Below are 15,243 nucleotides of genomic sequence, written 5' to 3' on the forward strand. Positions count from 1 at the left end.
ATTCATGTCCAGATGTACTGTATAAACATACAGTGACACTACGGGCGGGATACTTTATGCGTACTCAATCACTCTACAAACCCCATTTCAGCCAGACCTCTTTTGCGGTGAACAATGCTGCGGAAAACTCGGATGCCGGTAAAGAAAATGGCCTTATCAGTGAACTTGTTTACAACGAGCATCAACCCGCAGTGGCGCAACTATTGCTCCCCCTGTTGCAACAGTTAGGCAAACAGTCACGCTGGCTGTTATGGCTAACCCCACAACAAAAACTCAGTAGATTGTGGTTACAGCAGTCTGGTTTGCCTGTCCATAAGGTCGTGCAACTGAGCCAAATCACTCCGCTTGCCACCGTTGAAGCGATGGAAAAGGCACTTCTGACAGGTAACTACAGTGTGGTTCTCGGGTGGTTGCCCGATCTTACGGAAGAAGATCGTCTAAAATTACGGCGTGCAGCAGAATTGGGTCACGCTTATGGGTTCATTATGCGTCCACAACGTGACACAAACCCGACTCACGGACAGTGTTCCATGCTAAAAATTCAGTCTTCTTTGTATCATTAAGTAAATTTAGGATTTTTCCCATCATTTTTATCTCTTTGGGTGGGAACCTTTGATGGATCAGGTGCAAAGCGAGTGCCACTGCGGTTCCGAACGAAAAAATGCAGGCTAAACTGCCCCATTTTTTACCGGTTAGTGTTAGTAAATATGTACGATTCTGCGTTTTTTTTTAGAGCTTTATCACATCACACTTGTAACTTTCGCGCCACGTTGTAGACTTTACATCGCCAAGGTTGCTCTATAACGCCAGAAAAACTGGCCGAGTAACAAACGAGGGCTCAAACCTTGGCGAAGGAATTTAACCAAGGGCTTAAAACAGCTTTAAAGCTCATTGCCTATTTGGATGATAACGAGGCGCAAAATGAAAAAGACAGCTATCGCATTAGCAGTGGCACTGGCTGGTTTCGCTACCGTAGCGCAAGCCGCCCCAAAAGATAATACCTGGTACACCGGTGCTAAACTGGGCTGGTCCCAGTACCATGACACTGGTTTCTACGGCAACGGTTACCAGAATGGTATCGGCAATGGCCCGACCCATAAAGATCAACTGGGTGCTGGCGCGTTCCTGGGCTACCAGGCGAACCAATACCTGGGCTTCGAGCTGGGCTATGACTGGCTTGGCCGTATGCCTTACAAAGGCAGCGTGAACAACGGTGCTTTCAAAGCACAGGGCGTTCAACTGGCAGCTAAACTGAGCTACCCAATTGCTGACGATCTGGATATCTACACTCGTCTGGGTGGTATGGTATGGCGTGCAGACTCCAAAGCTAACTACGGCAATGGCACTCGTCTGAGCGACCACGACACCGGCGTTTCTCCGCTGGCTGCAGTGGGTGTTGAATACGCACTGACCAAAAACTGGGCTACTCGCCTGGACTATCAGTTCGTTAGCAACATCGGCGATGCAGGTACTGTCGGCGCACGTCCAGACAACACCATGCTGAGCCTGGGTGTTTCTTACCGTTTCGGCCAGGATGATGTTGTTGCTCCAGTTGCTCCAGCACCAGCTCCGGCTCCAGTTGTTGAAACCAAGCGTTTCACTCTGAAGTCTGACGTGCTGTTCAACTTCAACAAATCTACTCTGAAAGCAGAAGGCCAACAGGCTCTGGACCAGCTGTACACCCAGCTGAGCTCCATGGATCCTAAAGACGGTTCTGTTGTAGTTCTGGGTTACACCGACGCAGTGGGTTCTGACCAGTACAACCAGAAACTGTCTGAAAAACGCGCACAAAGCGTTGTTGATTACCTGGTTTCTAAAGGTATCCCTTCAGACAAAATCTCCGCACGTGGTATGGGCGAAGCTGATTCCGTCACTGGCAACACCTGTGGCTACAAAGCTGGCCGTGCTACTAAAGCGCAGATCGCTTGCCTGGCACCAGATCGTCGCGTAGAGATCGAAGTTAAAGGCATCAAAGACGTTGTGACTCAGCCACAGGGCTAAGTTAAAACCTCTTAGTAAAAAACCCCGCAATGCGGGGTTTTTTTTCGTCTATTAGCCAGTAAGTGTTGCAATGACGGCCTATTTTCTTACCAGACTGGTCGGTTACTCTTCGTCTTTACCGAGGATCGCTTTCAAATCCTGTTTCAGTAACGACATCTGACTGGCGTACTTCTCTTTACGTTCGGCATCTTCGATCAGTTGCACTACTGTCTCTGACAGCGTCACCCCACGGCGACGGGCAAGCGCGGCCAGACGCTGCCAAACCAGAAACTCCAGATCGATAGATTTTTTACGCGTATGTTGATGTTCTGCGTTAAAATGACGTTTACGCCTTGCGCGGATAGTTTGCTTCATCCGGTTATCAAGCTCCGGATTCATATGCCTGCTAATCCACGTCAGCACTTTTACCGGCTCGTTTTCCAGCTTAAGCAGCTCGTCAATGGCTTCCTGAGCTACGCTGTTTTCAATGTGGCGGGTAATAGATTCACCTTCCCGGTGCTTTTTCACCAGGTATTTCCATTTCCAACCACTCTCCAGGTTTTCCAGTTGCTGATATTTCATCTTGAACTCTTCAGTGACCGCGTAACTTTATTAAGCATAACAGCTTTGCGCCGAATTTCCCCGGCAATTACGCCCTCTTTTAGACTGTTTTTTGCACAGTCATCGCGCGATGTCAAACTCCCTGATACCAACAGTGACTCTGTATGTATCAAGCTGGCGTTATTCTTGTATAATCGCCCTTTCCCTTTTTGACGATTGCATCTAACACTTTGACCAATAACCGACTTGAATGGCAATCTCTGTTGCCGGACGTTACGCCTTATCAAGCGATATTTGATACCGCTGCTCAATTGGCACCAGTGTCCTTTGCCTCTATTCAGCCTCGGCTGGAAAATGCACTGACACTGTTTTGCCACCCACAGTCGCCACCGCGTTTCATGTTGCTGAAAGCGCAGGAAACCCGCGAATATCTGGCATTGATTGCCCGTGCGGTTGAGCCATTGCAGCCACAGAACACTGCGTTCAAAGGCAGCCATTATGTGATCCACGGCAGCAAGATAAACGTAGAGCCTGCTCGTCAGGGCGATGAGCCCTTTGCCGCCGGTGGTGCCTGCGTGTTTCAGGAATGGGTGGAGCCGGAGCAACTGTTTGGCTGTGTCAGAATTCATAATGATGAGATCTCGCTGCAGCCGGGCTTGGTGCATCAGGCCAACGGCGGCGTACTGATCCTGTCGGCACGTTCTCTGCTGGCCCAGCCGCTGCTATGGCTGCGATTGAAGCAAATGATCACCCAACGCCAGTTCCATTGGGTTTCTCCTGATGAAACGCGCCCACTTCCGGTCACTATTCCACCGATGCCGCTTGAGCTGCGTCTGATCGTGGTTGGCGATCGTCACGGTCTTGCCGATTTCCATGATATCGAACCGGAACTTAGCGAGCAGGCCGTCTACGGCGAATACGAAGATGACCTGCAGCTCACCGAAGCCGAGGATATGGTGCAATGGTGCAGCTACGTCAATACCGTTATCGATGAACAACAACTGCCATCGCTGGCGGCGGATGCCTGGCCCCCATTGATGATACAAGCTGTGCGCTACAGTGGCGATCAGGGCAACCTGCCGCTTTCACCGCTCTGGATCGGCCAGCAACTTTCTGAAGCGGCACTGTATGCCGAAGAAGAAAGTATTACAGCCAAAGCCTTTGAAGCTGCTTTGAATGCGCGCGAGTGGCGCGAAAGCTACCTCGCCGAACGGATGCAAGATGAGATCGAGCTGGGTCAAATTCTGATTGAGACCGAAGGCGAAGTTGTCGGCCAGATCAACGGGCTCTCCGTGCTGGAATACCCTGGGCATCCGCGCAGCTTCGGCGAACCTTCCCGCATCAGTTGCGTTGTGCATCTTGGCGACGGCGAATTTACCGACGTTGAGCGTAAGGCCGAGCTTGGCGGTAACCTGCATGCCAAAGGCATGATGATTATGCAGGCGTTTCTGATTTCCGAGCTGGAACTGGATCAGCCGCTGCCCTTCTCCGCTTCAATCGTGTTTGAGCAATCCTACGGTGAAGTAGATGGCGATAGCGCCTCGCTGGCCGAGCTGTGTGCCTTAATCAGTGCGTTGTCGCTTCAACCGATCACCCAGCAGATTGCGGTAACCGGCTCAGTCGATCAATTCGGCAATGTGCAGCCGATTGGCGGCGTCAACGAGAAGATCGAAGGCTTTTTTGAAGTTTGCCAGCGTCGCGGTTTGACGGGCAAACAGGGCATCATTCTGCCGGCAACTAACGTGCGTCACCTGTGTCTGCGCCAGGATGTGGTCGATGCGGTGCGCGAAGGGCAATTCCATCTGTGGGCCGTCGACAGCGCCGCAGAAGCCTTGCCATTACTCACCGGTTACCCCTACTCTGATGAACAGCAACCGAATCTGTTAGCTGCTATTCAGGAACGAATTGCGCAGGTGAATCCGCAGGAACGTCGGCGCTGGCCATGGCCGTTTCGTTGGCTTAACTGGTTCAACCACGGCTGATCGGACTTGTTCAGCGTACACGTGTTAGCTAATCTGCGTCCTTCAATAAAATAAGGCTTACTGAGAACATGGTAGAAAAACGCGACTCCTATACGAAAGAAGACCTCGAAGCATCCGGCCGTGGCGAGCTGTTTGGCGCCGGTGGCCCGCCGTTGCCGGCAGGTAACATGTTGATGATGGACCGCGTGGTCAAGATGACCGAAGACGGTGGCTCCCACAACAAGGGTTATGTGGAAGCGGAACTGGATATCAATCCGGACCTATGGTTCTTTGGTTGCCACTTTATCGGCGATCCCGTGATGCCAGGCTGCCTGGGTCTGGACGCAATGTGGCAGCTGGTAGGTTTCTATCTCGGCTGGTTGGGTGGCGAAGGTAAAGGCCGTGCGTTGGGCGTGGGTGAAGTGAAATTCACCGGCCAGGTACTGCCAACCGCGAAGAAAGTCACCTACCGCATTAACTTCAAACGTGTTATCACCCGTAAACTGATTATGGGTGTGGCTGATGGTGAAGTGCTGGTCGATGGCCAGGTCATTTATACCGCCAGCGATCTGAAAGTGGGCCTGTTCAAGGACACTGCTGCGTTCTAATCGCAGTGACGGCGGCCCTTCCCGGCCGCCGTTTGTTTTTCCCGCCGTTATCTTGTCGTGATCTGTAAAGCTCGCGTTCATAACGGCCAACAAGTTACTACAATTATTGTAGTTACTTAAGAGGTGTGCCATGCAAAGAACCCGTTTTGATAACATGCCATGCCCGGTAGCACGCTCGCTGGATCGCGTCGGCGAATGGTGGAGCATCCTGATACTTCGCGATGCGTTTCATGGGTTGTCGAAGTTTGATGAATTCCAGCAAAGCCTCGGCCTTTCACCCACCATACTGACTCGCCGCCTAAAATATCTGGTGGAAAGCGGCATTTTTCATAAACAACGTTATCAGACGCGGCCGGTGCGCCATGAATATTTGCTCACCGAACGTGGCCAGGATTTTTTCCCGGTGCTGGCAGCTCTGTTTCACTGGGGCAACACCCACCTGGCCGATGAAGGCATTACCGCCGAACTGGTCGATCGCCGTACCGGGCAACCGATATGCGTGCAACTGGTCGACAGCGTCACCCGGCAACCGATCGCATTGCATAACATCACTTTAGCGCCAGGACCGGCGGCAACCGACGGTATACGTCGGCGCTCAGCCCTGATGCAACAAAATCATTCTGCATTACCCCCCGAATTATCCAAGGAGTCACTATGAACAGTCGTCGTATAGTCATTACCGGCATGGGCGCCGTTTCACCACTGGGATGCGGCGTAGAGGCTATCTGGCAGCGCCTGCTAAATGGCCAGTCGGGCATTCGTCCGCTTCCGGAAGCGATCGTGGCCGACCTGCAGGTAAAAATCGGTGGTCAGGTTCCTACGCTGGAACAGGATGCCGAAGCGGGCTTTGATCCCGACCTTTCCGTGGCGCCGAAAGACCAGAAAAAAATGGACCGCTTTATTCTGTTCGCCATGGCAGCGGCCGATGAAGCGATCCGCCAAGCGGGCTGGGTTGCGGATACGGAAGAGAAACAAGAACGCACCGCAACCGTGATTGCCTCTGGCATCGGCGGTTTCCCGGCGATTGCCCACGCGGTGCGCACCACCGACAGCCGCGGTGCCAAACGCCTGTCGCCATTTACCATTCCCTCCTTCCTGGTTAACCTGGCCGCCGGCCACGTCTCGATTAAACACCAGTTCAAGGGCCCGATTGGCGCCCCCGTTACCGCTTGTGCAGCGGGCGTACAGGCCATCGGCGACGCAGTACGTATGATTCGTAACGATGAGGCTGACATCGCGCTGTGTGGCGGTACAGAGGCCGCTATCGACACCGTCAGCCTGGGGGGCTTCGCAGCCGCGCGCGCCATGTCCACTACACCGCCAGAAGCGGCAGAAAAAGCGTCGCGGCCTTTCGACAGTGCTCGTGACGGCTTTGTCATGGGCGAAGGCGCCGGTATGCTGGTCATAGAAACGCTGGAACATGCGCTGGCCCGCGGAGCAACACCGCTGGCGGAGATTGTCGGTTACGGCACCAGTGCGGACGCCTACCACATGACCTCAGGCGCAGAAGATGGCGATGGCGCCTACCGTGCAATGAAAATTGCCTTGAAACAGGCAGGTGTCTCACCCGAACAGATCCAGCATCTGAACGCCCACGCTACATCAACACCAGTGGGCGATCTGGGGGAAATCAACGCGATTAAACACCTGTTCGGTACCGACGGCGGCGTGGCGGTGACCTCAACCAAATCAGCGACCGGCCATTTACTGGGTGCCGCCGGCGGGCTGGAAACCATCTTTACTGCGCTGGCACTACGCGATCAGATCGCACCGGCCACGCTGAATCTGGATAATCCGGATCCGGCAGCCGAGGGGCTACATCTGGTGGCGAAAAAAGCGCAGCCTATGACCATCAACTATGCGCTGTCGAACGGTTTTGGTTTTGGTGGGGTAAATGCGAGTATCTTGCTGAAACGTTGGCAGGGCTAATACGACTTAAACAAAAACCTCCGCCTTGAGCGGAGGTTGTTCCTTTTTATGACAGGGAGCCGCTTAAGCGGTCACAGCCCTGTCTTCCATGGCTTCTCGCCAACCTCCCAGCCATTGAGACCGGCTGTCCACAGTTGTTTTATAAGGACAAAGATCTTTCGGATGTCCTAAAATACCTGCCTGATAACCTTTCGAATGCGCCCTTTCCAGACGATCGCGTTTCTGTCTCTTCATGCCTCGTTTCCCTCACTTTTTGGTCAGTTGGAAAGAAAACAATGGCTGCTTTTTGTGCAACCACATATAAGCAATAGCGCTAAATGAAGGGAAGATCAATGCGCAAAATTCACGCCAATGTCATATTTGTGAGCTACGCCCGCAGAATTGGCTAAGTGGCTGATATGCTGGATAACAGGATAATTCATTGAAATGAAATAAAAATCCCTCCCGGAGAAAAGTTTTAATATCTCTCGCCGGAAGGGATTAGACCGTTTTAGTACAAATTATGACTAAAAACGTCCCGCCTGGGAGGCGATAGCCTGGGCTTCCTGCTGCCACCCCTGCGCCAACGTACGCACCAGTGCGTCGTAGCCGTCCTCGCCCTGTTTCAATTCCAGGCTGAACGGCCGTTTGGTCAGATTGCCCTGATGATTCAGCACCCACTCGCCACGGATAATCGCTTTGCCGTCAAAGCGGCCGTGGAAGCCGCTGACAGTGACATTAAGCACATCCTGCTCGCTGCTCATCGGCTGAGAAGACACCACCCACCCTGGCAGCGCGCTGCTCAGGTTGGTAACCAGCGTCTGCTGCAGTTGTTGATCGAGCGGGCTGGCCCACAGGTTGTTCTGAGCTATCACGTACTGCACGTCATTGGTCTGGTAAACCACACCGTTCTGCGCCAGGTAATCCGCCACGCTGACGTGTTCCAACCACAGCTGACGCGTCGCAGCGCCGGTACTGACCGGCGCCGACACACCCAGCGCCGGCAGTTGGTAGTAGGTTTTTTGTGGTGTGCTGCTACAGGCGCTGAGTAACAGCGCCATGGCTACCGGAATCCATTTCATCATTTATTGGCCTTCTTCGGCTGAGGATCGTTACTGCCCGCGGCTTCAAATACCAGCGCGTTGCTCTTTTCGTTCAGGGTACGCAGCACCGGTTGCAGCTCACGCAGCACCTGATCAAGACGTTGCATATCACCGACCATTTTGTTGTAGGCCGGAGAACCTGGCTGGAACCCTTTCACACTGCGATTGAGTTCCTGCAGCGTTTTTTGCATATCCTGCGGCAGCGCCTTCATCTCTTTGCTGGCGATGATATCGTTCAGCGACTGCATGGTTTTCTGCGTCGACTGCATGGTTTTCTGGCTTTCCGCCAGGGTTTTGGTCGCCTCGTTGATCATCGGATTCAATGGCAGCGAGTTGATCTTATCCAGCGTCTGCATCAGTTTCTGCTGGATCTGCGCCAGACCACCGCTGGTGGTCGGCATCAACGGATAACCGAACAGCTCACGCGGCCCTTTCCAGGCTTTCTCCTGCGGATAGAAGTCCAGATCGATATACAGCGAGCCGGTCAGCAGGTTGGCGGACTTCAGCGAGGCGCGCATACCACGCGCTTCCGCATCCTTCAAATGCCCCTCAATATCGAAATTGCCGCCCAACTGTTTCTGGAAACGATCCGGTTCAATGCGGATCAGCACAGGAATGCGATAATCGTTATCCAGCCGCTGCATCATGCCCTCTTTATAGAATGGCACTTGCGCCACGGTACCCAAACGGATGCCACGGAATTCTACCGGGGCGCCCGGCTGTAAACCGCGAATCGAATCGGAGAAGAACATCAGGTAATCTTTGTGTACGGTATACAGCGAATCCTGAATACTGCGCTGATTATCGAACAACGCATACTCCGCCTTTTCTTTAACCTGTTCACCACGATCCCAGCCTTCCGGTACGTCGAAACTTACACCGCCGCTGAATAACGTTGCCAACGAGCCCATTTCCACCCGCATACCTTGTGCCGACATGTCGAACGCCACGCCGCTGTCTTTCCAGAAGCGCACGTTGGTGGTCACCAGTTGATCGTAAGGCGCGGAGATAAACAGCTGATAGCGCATGGCGCGCTCTTTAGGATCGAAATAGCTGGTTTCCACCGAGCCGACGCGATAACCGCGGAACAACACCGGGTCGCCGGCATTCAACTGACCCGATTTCTCGCTGTCGAGCACGATGCGTAACCCTTTGGCGTCCGGAGACGCCAGCGGCGGCGCGTCGAGCAGTTGGTAGTTATCCTTGCCGTCTTTGCCTTTGTTACCCGGCTGCAGTTCGATATAGGCGCCGGACAATAGCGTACCCAGGCCGGAAACGCCTTCTCGGCCTATCTGCGGCTTCACCACCCAAAAGGCGCTATCCTGACGCAACAGCTTATCCATGCCGGAGTTAAGGCGCGCCTGCACCATCACCTTGCTCAGGTCGTCACTCAGCGTCACGGTCTCGACGACGCCGACGTCGACGCTACGGCTCTTGATTTTGGTTTTGCCCGCCTCCAATCCTTCGGCAGTGGTGGTAACCAAGGTTACTACCGGCCCCTGATGGCTAAAGTGGTAAAACAGGATCCATGCGCCGATCAGCGCGGTGACGATGGGAACAATCCACACCGGCGACCAGCGCTTGATCTTTTCAACGTCCGCGACGTTATGATTATTTTCCGTCACCTTGCGGCTCCTTTTTTATTGTCTCGTTTACGCGATCCCAGGTCAGCCGGGGATCAAACGTCATGGCTGCAAACATGGTGAGGATCACCACCAGGGCGAACAGCAGCGCGCCAGTAGCAGGATAAATACTCATCAATTGTCCCATCCGTACCAATGCCGAAAGCACGGCAATAACAAACACGTCGATCATTGACCAGCGGCCGACAAACTCAACCACTTCATAAATCAGGTGCATTCGTTCGCTGTCGGCCCTGTCTTGCCGTTTGCTGTTGGCATCCCAGCACAGCCAACCAATCGCCAGCATCTTCAGCGAAGGCACCATAATACTGGCGATGAAGATAACCATCGCCACGGGATAAGATCCTTCCCCCCACAGCAGGATCACCCCAGCCATAATGGTAGAAGTGATTTTGTTGCCCAACGCCTCGGTAACCATAATAGGCATTAGATTCGCCGGAATATACAGCATGATCGACGTAAACAGCAGCGCCAGCGTCCATTGCAGACTGTGACGGCGACGCACATAACCATTGGTATGGCAGCGCGGGCAATGAGCCAGCTCCGCCGGCAGGATCGCCGTACAACACTGGCAGGAGCGCAACCCCTGGCGTAACCCGGTCCGCCCCACCGCCACCGGGCGATCGATGCGCGGCATCGGCTCTATGTCGTTCCACAGCCAACGGCGATCCACGCACTGGAAAGCACGCACCTGCAGTAAGCAAAACAGGCAATAAGCCCCAAAGCTGCTGCCGACGCCAATATCCCCGTAGGCCATCAGCTTGACGAAACTGACCAGAACCCCGGCGAGAAAAATTTCCACCATGCACCAGGTTTTAAACTGGAACAGCATCTTGGCCATCCACTCTTTCAGGCCAAGAGGCATTCGCACCTTGGCGCACAACAGAATAATAGCCACCATGCAAAACGCCGGAATCAACTGAACGAATACCATAAACAGCGTGGCCATGCTGGCGTAATCTTCAGCCACCATCACTTGCGGGATCTGGATCAGTTTGATTTCGTTACCGAGACCGGCAACGCGCATATTGATAAACGGGAAAATATTCGCCAGCAGCAGCATAAACAGAGCGCTGACGGCATAACCGATGGGCCGCTTGCGCGGCTCCTCCCAGCGGGAGCTGAGGGTCGTTTTACAGCGCGGGCACACCGCTTTTGTGCCATATGCCAGCGGCGGCAACGCCACTAAAATATCACACTGCGGGCACAGCATCAGGTTGTCCCGTTGCTGTTCAGCAGGCTTTGCGTGGCTGTGCTGCTCGTGATTGTCGTGGGAACACACCATATTCCTCCTTAATAACGTTGCTCACCGGTACGGCAATACCGCCCGCAGCAGCGCGCGGACGGTATTCTCAACGGTTAGCCGTTTTTCATCGCTTCCAGCTCTTCCCAACGGGCGAACGCTTCTTCCAGCGCCCCTTCAGCGGCGGCCAGCGCCGTCAACACCTGCTGTGTTTCACTGTGTGGACGCGTGAAGAAATCCGCGTCGCTCATTTGCGCCTGCAGAGCTTCGATTTCCGTTTCCAGCTGTTCCAGCCGCTGCGGCAACTGTTCCAGCTCGCGCAACAGGTTATAGCTCAGTTTAACCGCTGATTTCTTCGGCTGTTCAGCCTTTTTTTCCGCCGACGGTTTGTTCTGATCGGCCGCGACAACCTGACGGATCGGTTTCGCCGTCGCGCGTTGATGATGCGCATCGTAGTAACCGCCGACGAAGGTGCTGATCACGCCCTTGCCTTCGAAGATCCAACACTCGGTCACCGAGTTATCGACGAACTGACGATCGTGGCTCACCAGCAGCACGGTGCCTTGATAGCCATCGATCAACTCTTCCAGCAACTCCAGCGTTTCGACGTCGAGATCGTTGGTTGGTTCATCGAGGATCAGCAAGTTGCTCGGTTTCAGGAACAGCTTGGCCAGCAACAGGCGGTTACGTTCGCCGCCCGACAACGCTTTCACCGGCGTCATCGCGCGTTTTGGGTGGAACAAGAAGTCCTGCAGATAGCCCAACACGTGGCGGGACCGGCCGTTGACCATCACTTCCTGCTTGCCTTCCGCCAGGTTGTCCATCACCGTGCGTTCCGGATCCAGATCGGCGCGATGCTGGTCAAAGTAAGCCACTTCCAGCTTGGTGCCGCAGTGTACACGGCCGCTGTCGGCTTTCAGCTGACCGAGCATCAGTTTCAGCAGCGTGGTTTTACCGCAACCGTTAGGGCCAACCAACGCAATCTTGTCGCCACGCTGCACCTGGGCGGAGAAATTGCGCACCAGCACTTTGTCGCCAACCTGATAGTTAACGTCTTCCATCTCGAACACGATCTTGCCGGAGCGTACCGCTTCTTCCACCTGCATCTTGGCGGTGCCCATCACTTCACGACGTTCCGAACGCTCGTTACGCAGCGCTTTCAGGGCGCGGACACGGCCTTCGTTACGAGTACGGCGGGCCTTGATGCCCTGGCGGATCCAGACTTCTTCCTGAGCCAGCTTGCGGTCGAATTCAGCATTTTGCAGCTCTTCCACCCGCAGCGCTTCTTCTTTGCTCAGCAGGTACAGATCGTAGTTGCCCGGCCAGGACACCAGTTTGCCGCGATCGAGATCGACAATGCGCGTCGCCATGTTGCGGATAAAGGAACGGTCATGGGAAATGAACACGATGCTGCCCTGGAACTCTTTCAGGAAACCTTCCAGCCAGTCAATGGTTGAGATATCCAGGTGGTTGGTCGGTTCGTCGAGCAGCAACACGCGCGGTGAGCTGACCAGCGCACGGCCCAGAGCGGCCTTGCGCAGCCAACCGCCGGAGAGCGAGGACAACTCTGCGTCGCCGTCCAGCCCCAGTTGCAACAGCACTTCGCTGATGCGGCTGTCGAGTTGCCACAACCCCTGGTGATCGAGGATCTCCATAATCTGCGCCATGCGCGTCAGGTTTTTCTCGCTGGGATCGGTTTCCACCAAATGCGAAATCGCGTGATAGGCTTTCAGATGTTCCGCCTGTTCGGCTACGCCTTCGGCGACAAAATCGAATACCGTACCGCCGATATTGCGCGGGGGATCCTGCTGCAGACGCGCCACAATCAGATCCTGCTCGTAAATCACCCGGCCATCGTCCAGCGGAATTTCTTTGCCGAGGATCTTCAACAGCGTGGATTTACCGGCGCCGTTGCGCCCAACCAGACAAACGCGTTCGTTGTCTTCAATATGAATTTCGGTGTTGTCTAAAAGCGGCGCATCGCTGAAGGACAGCCAGGCGCCGGACATGCTGATTAACGACATAGTAATTATTTTCCTTCGCCGGCATGGGTGAGCAGCCAGCAGTTATGAATTTGACGGTTACGGGCAAAGTCCTGCGACTGCGTCTGGGCGGTGATCTCTTTCGCCTCCAGACCCAGTTCGCTCAGGCCGGCCATATCCATCTGGAAACCGCGTTTATTGTTCGAGAACATGATGGTTCCGTTACGACGCAGCAACCGTTTTAAATCTTGCATCAACACCAGGTGATCGCGCTGGACGTCAAAGGTGTTCTCCATTCGCTTGGAGTTGGAGAACGTCGGCGGATCGATAAAGATCACGTCGAACTGTTCGTCGGCATTATGCAGCCATGACAGGCAGTCCGCATGGATCAATCGATGCTGTTTACCGGTCAGGCCATTGACGCGCAGGTTCTTCTCCGCCCATTCCAGGTAGGTACGCGACATATCCACGGTAGTGGTACTGCGCGCGCCACCCAATCCGGCGTGAACGCTGGCTGTGCCGGTATAAGCGAACAGGTTGAGGAAGTCTTTGCCTTTGCTCATCTCGCCCAACATGCGGCGCGCGATGCGGTGATCGAGGAACAAACCGGTATCGAGATAGTCAGTCAGGTTAACCCACAGCTTGGCATTGAACTCTTCCACCAGCAAGAACTCACCTTTCTGAGCCAGCTTTTCGTACTGGTTTTTGCCCTTCTGACGCTCACGGGTTTTCAGGATCAGTTGGTTTGACGGCAGGTCCAGCACCGACAGCGTGGCATTGATCACGTCGAACAGACGTTGACGCGCCTTCTGCGCATCGACGGTTTTCGGCGGCGCATACTCCTGCACCACGACTTTGCTGCCGTAGCGGTCAACCGCGACGTTGTATTCCGGCAGATCGGCGTCGTACAGGCGATAACATTCAATGCCCTGCTGCTTGGCCCACTTGTCGAGTTTTTTCAGGTTCTTGCGCAGACGGTTGGCAAAGTCTTCCGCCGCCAGCACGCCGCTGGCGCCCTGCGGGTTCTCCGCCAATTGGTAGTTTTTCTGTACGCAATCCAGCGGACCGTTTTTAGCCTTGAATTGGCGTTCGGCGCGCAGTTGCAGGCAGCTCAGCAGCTCCGGCGACGCACTGAACAGCGACAGTTGCCAGCCGCCGAAGGCGCTCTTCATGATGCGGCCCAGCATATTATGCAGCGCGATCAACGCCGGTTCGCTTTCCAGACGCTCACCGTAAGGCGGGTTGCTGACTACGGTGCCCGTCGGGCCTTCCGGCAGCGGGTTGGTCAGTTTGCTGACGTCGGCGACGTTAAAAGTAATCAGTTCGGCAACGCCGGCGCGGCGGGCATTGCCGCGCGCCATCTCAATCACCCGGCGATCGATATCCGAACCGAAGAAACGCGAAGTGGTTTCCTGCAGACCACGGCGCGCGCGCACCTGCGCTTCGGTGATCACTTCACGCCACAAATCGACATTGTGGCCGTTCCAGGCGGTAAAGCCCCAGTGCTGACGGTGCAAGCCCGGTGCGCGATCGGAGGCTATCATCGCCGCTTCAATCAGCAAGGTGCCTGAACCGCACATCGGGTCAAGCATCGGCGTGCCCGGTTGCCAGCCTGAACGCTGCACAATCGCGGCCGCCAGGCTTTCCTTCAGCGGCGCCTGGCCGGTCAGATCACGGTAGCCGCGCTGATGCAGACCTTCGCCGCTCAGATCGAGCGCTACGCTGGCCATATCGCGCTGCAGGAACACGTTAACGCGAATGTCCGGCTGTTGCTTTGCCACCGTCGGGCGTTGGTCGATCTTGCGGGTGAAGCTGTCGACAATGGCGTCCTTGACCTTCAGCGCGCCATATTGGCTGTTACGGATCTCTTCGTTAACGCCGCTGAAGTGCACGGCGAAGGTTTTATCCACGCCAAAAATGTTCGTCCAGTCGATCGCCTGCACGCCAAGATACAGGTCCAGATCGCTGTGTACGCGGAATTCATTAAGCGGCAACAAAATACGTGAGGCCAGGCGGCTCCACAGCAGGCTTTGGTACAGAAGACGATCGTCACCCTGAAAATGTACCCCACCCTGCACCACTTTGCAGGCGTGAGCGCCCAGCGCTTCCAGTTCGCTTTTTAACAGTTCTTCCAGTCCACGCGCCGTGCTGGCAAACAGAGAGTTCATATCGTACTTATCACCAAAAAGAAAATTGTTGCGCATTATAGCTAATCCAGACCGCTTGTCATAAAGTTGCTCCCTTCTATTTAATA

13 protein-coding genes are annotated in these 15,243 nt (G+C 54.7%); 6 read left to right on the forward strand and 7 right to left on the reverse strand.

All coding sequences use genetic code 11. From position 1 onward, the window contains the following. The first annotated feature begins 56 nt into the window (after window positions 1–56). Together sulA and ompA are read left to right on the forward strand one after the other, a co-directional pair. A complete protein-coding gene (sulA, locus tag SPL01S_RS10165; protein ID WP_063199371.1) occupies window positions 57–563 on the forward strand; it encodes an SOS-induced cell division inhibitor SulA in 507 nt (168 codons plus the stop codon). A 358-nt stretch (window positions 564–921) separates the two neighbouring features. Beyond that, a complete protein-coding gene (gene ompA / locus SPL01S_RS10170; protein ID WP_063199374.1) occupies window positions 922–2,001 on the forward strand; it encodes a porin OmpA in 1,080 nt (359 codons plus the stop codon). Between the two features lie 102 nt (window positions 2,002–2,103). Here the strand turns inward: ompA and matP are convergent, their stop codons facing one another. Further along, on the reverse strand, window positions 2,104–2,562 hold the full coding sequence (gene matP, locus SPL01S_RS10175) for a macrodomain Ter protein MatP (protein ID WP_004942789.1): 459 nt from the start codon (window positions 2,560–2,562) through the stop codon (window positions 2,104–2,106). Between the two features lie 209 nt (window positions 2,563–2,771). Between matP and SPL01S_RS10180 the strand changes: the two genes are divergently transcribed. The 4 genes from SPL01S_RS10180 to fabF all read left to right on the forward strand — a co-directional run bounded on the left by SPL01S_RS10180 (window position 2,772) and on the right by fabF (window position 7,039). Further along, on the forward strand, window positions 2,772–4,523 hold the full coding sequence (locus SPL01S_RS10180; RefSeq protein WP_174523956.1) for an AAA family ATPase: 1,752 nt from the start codon (window positions 2,772–2,774) through the stop codon (window positions 4,521–4,523). A 68-nt stretch (window positions 4,524–4,591) separates the two neighbouring features. Continuing rightward, entirely contained in the window at window positions 4,592–5,110 is a 519-nt protein-coding gene (gene fabA, locus SPL01S_RS10185; RefSeq protein ID WP_004942787.1) for a bifunctional 3-hydroxydecanoyl-ACP dehydratase/trans-2-decenoyl-ACP isomerase, read from the forward strand. 130 nt (window positions 5,111–5,240) lie between these two features. Next, window positions 5,241–5,768 (forward strand): winged helix-turn-helix transcriptional regulator, encoded by a 528-nt coding sequence (locus SPL01S_RS10190; RefSeq protein WP_063199381.1) that lies wholly within the window; start codon window positions 5,241–5,243, stop codon window positions 5,766–5,768. Next, complete coding sequence (gene fabF / locus SPL01S_RS10195; protein ID WP_062870408.1) at window positions 5,765–7,039, forward strand: beta-ketoacyl-ACP synthase II; 1,275 nt, start codon at window positions 5,765–5,767, stop codon at window positions 7,037–7,039. The genes SPL01S_RS10190 and fabF overlap by 4 nt, the downstream gene beginning before the upstream one ends. Window positions 7,040–7,102: 63 nt before the next feature. On the opposite strand, the gene rmf is transcribed toward fabF, so the two are convergent. The 6 genes from rmf to rlmKL all read right to left on the reverse strand — a co-directional run bounded on the left by rmf (window position 7,103) and on the right by rlmKL (window position 15,157). Further along, window positions 7,103–7,273, reverse strand: a complete 171-nt coding sequence (gene rmf / locus SPL01S_RS24560; protein WP_013812328.1) for a ribosome modulation factor — start codon at window positions 7,271–7,273, stop codon at window positions 7,103–7,105. Between the two features lie 272 nt (window positions 7,274–7,545). Then, the gene (gene pqiC / locus SPL01S_RS10200; RefSeq protein WP_063199385.1) at window positions 7,546–8,103 is read right to left on the reverse strand and encodes a membrane integrity-associated transporter subunit PqiC; all 558 of its coding nucleotides are present in this window, start codon (window positions 8,101–8,103) and stop codon (window positions 7,546–7,548) included. After that, window positions 8,100–9,746 (reverse strand): intermembrane transport protein PqiB, encoded by a 1,647-nt coding sequence (pqiB, locus tag SPL01S_RS10205; RefSeq protein ID WP_063199388.1) that lies wholly within the window; start codon window positions 9,744–9,746, stop codon window positions 8,100–8,102. Before pqiB ends, pqiC begins: the two co-directional genes overlap by 4 nt. Beyond that, window positions 9,733–11,049: a membrane integrity-associated transporter subunit PqiA gene (pqiA, locus tag SPL01S_RS10210; RefSeq protein WP_063199391.1), complete on the reverse strand. Its 1,317-nt coding sequence runs from the start codon at window positions 11,047–11,049 to the stop codon at window positions 9,733–9,735. The genes pqiB and pqiA overlap by 14 nt, the downstream gene beginning before the upstream one ends. Window positions 11,050–11,123: 74 nt before the next feature. Then, window positions 11,124–13,031, reverse strand: coding sequence for an ABC transporter ATP-binding protein (locus SPL01S_RS10215; RefSeq protein WP_006324578.1), 1,908 nt, complete (start codon window positions 13,029–13,031; stop codon window positions 11,124–11,126). A gap of 5 nt (window positions 13,032–13,036) precedes the next feature. After that, entirely contained in the window at window positions 13,037–15,157 is a 2,121-nt protein-coding gene (gene rlmKL, locus SPL01S_RS10220; RefSeq protein ID WP_111738562.1) for a bifunctional 23S rRNA (guanine(2069)-N(7))-methyltransferase RlmK/23S rRNA (guanine(2445)-N(2))-methyltransferase RlmL, read from the reverse strand. Between the last annotated feature and the right edge of the window lie 86 nt (window positions 15,158–15,243).

The organism is Serratia plymuthica NBRC 102599 (assembly GCF_001590925.1).
Classification (GTDB): Bacteria; Pseudomonadota; Gammaproteobacteria; order Enterobacterales; family Enterobacteriaceae; genus Serratia; species Serratia plymuthica.

Coding starts and splice junctions, on each gene's coding strand:
- pqiA (WP_063199391.1), bottom strand. CDS start 11,049: ATGGTGTGTTCCCACGACAATCACGAGCAGCACAGCCACGCAAAGCCT.
- fabF (WP_062870408.1), top strand. CDS start 5,765: ATGAACAGTCGTCGTATAGTCATTACCGGCATGGGCGCCGTTTCACCA.
- rlmKL (WP_111738562.1), bottom strand. CDS start 15,157: ATGAACTCTCTGTTTGCCAGCACGGCGCGTGGACTGGAAGAACTGTTA.
- SPL01S_RS10190 (WP_063199381.1), top strand. CDS start 5,241: ATGCAAAGAACCCGTTTTGATAACATGCCATGCCCGGTAGCACGCTCG.
- matP (WP_004942789.1), bottom strand. CDS start 2,562: ATGAAATATCAGCAACTGGAAAACCTGGAGAGTGGTTGGAAATGGAAA.
- ompA (WP_063199374.1), top strand. CDS start 922: ATGAAAAAGACAGCTATCGCATTAGCAGTGGCACTGGCTGGTTTCGCT.
- rmf (WP_013812328.1), bottom strand. CDS start 7,273: ATGAAGAGACAGAAACGCGATCGTCTGGAAAGGGCGCATTCGAAAGGT.
- fabA (WP_004942787.1), top strand. CDS start 4,592: ATGGTAGAAAAACGCGACTCCTATACGAAAGAAGACCTCGAAGCATCC.
- SPL01S_RS10215 (WP_006324578.1), bottom strand. CDS start 13,031: ATGTCGTTAATCAGCATGTCCGGCGCCTGGCTGTCCTTCAGCGATGCG.
- sulA (WP_063199371.1), top strand. CDS start 57: ATGCGTACTCAATCACTCTACAAACCCCATTTCAGCCAGACCTCTTTT.
- pqiC (WP_063199385.1), bottom strand. CDS start 8,103: ATGATGAAATGGATTCCGGTAGCCATGGCGCTGTTACTCAGCGCCTGT.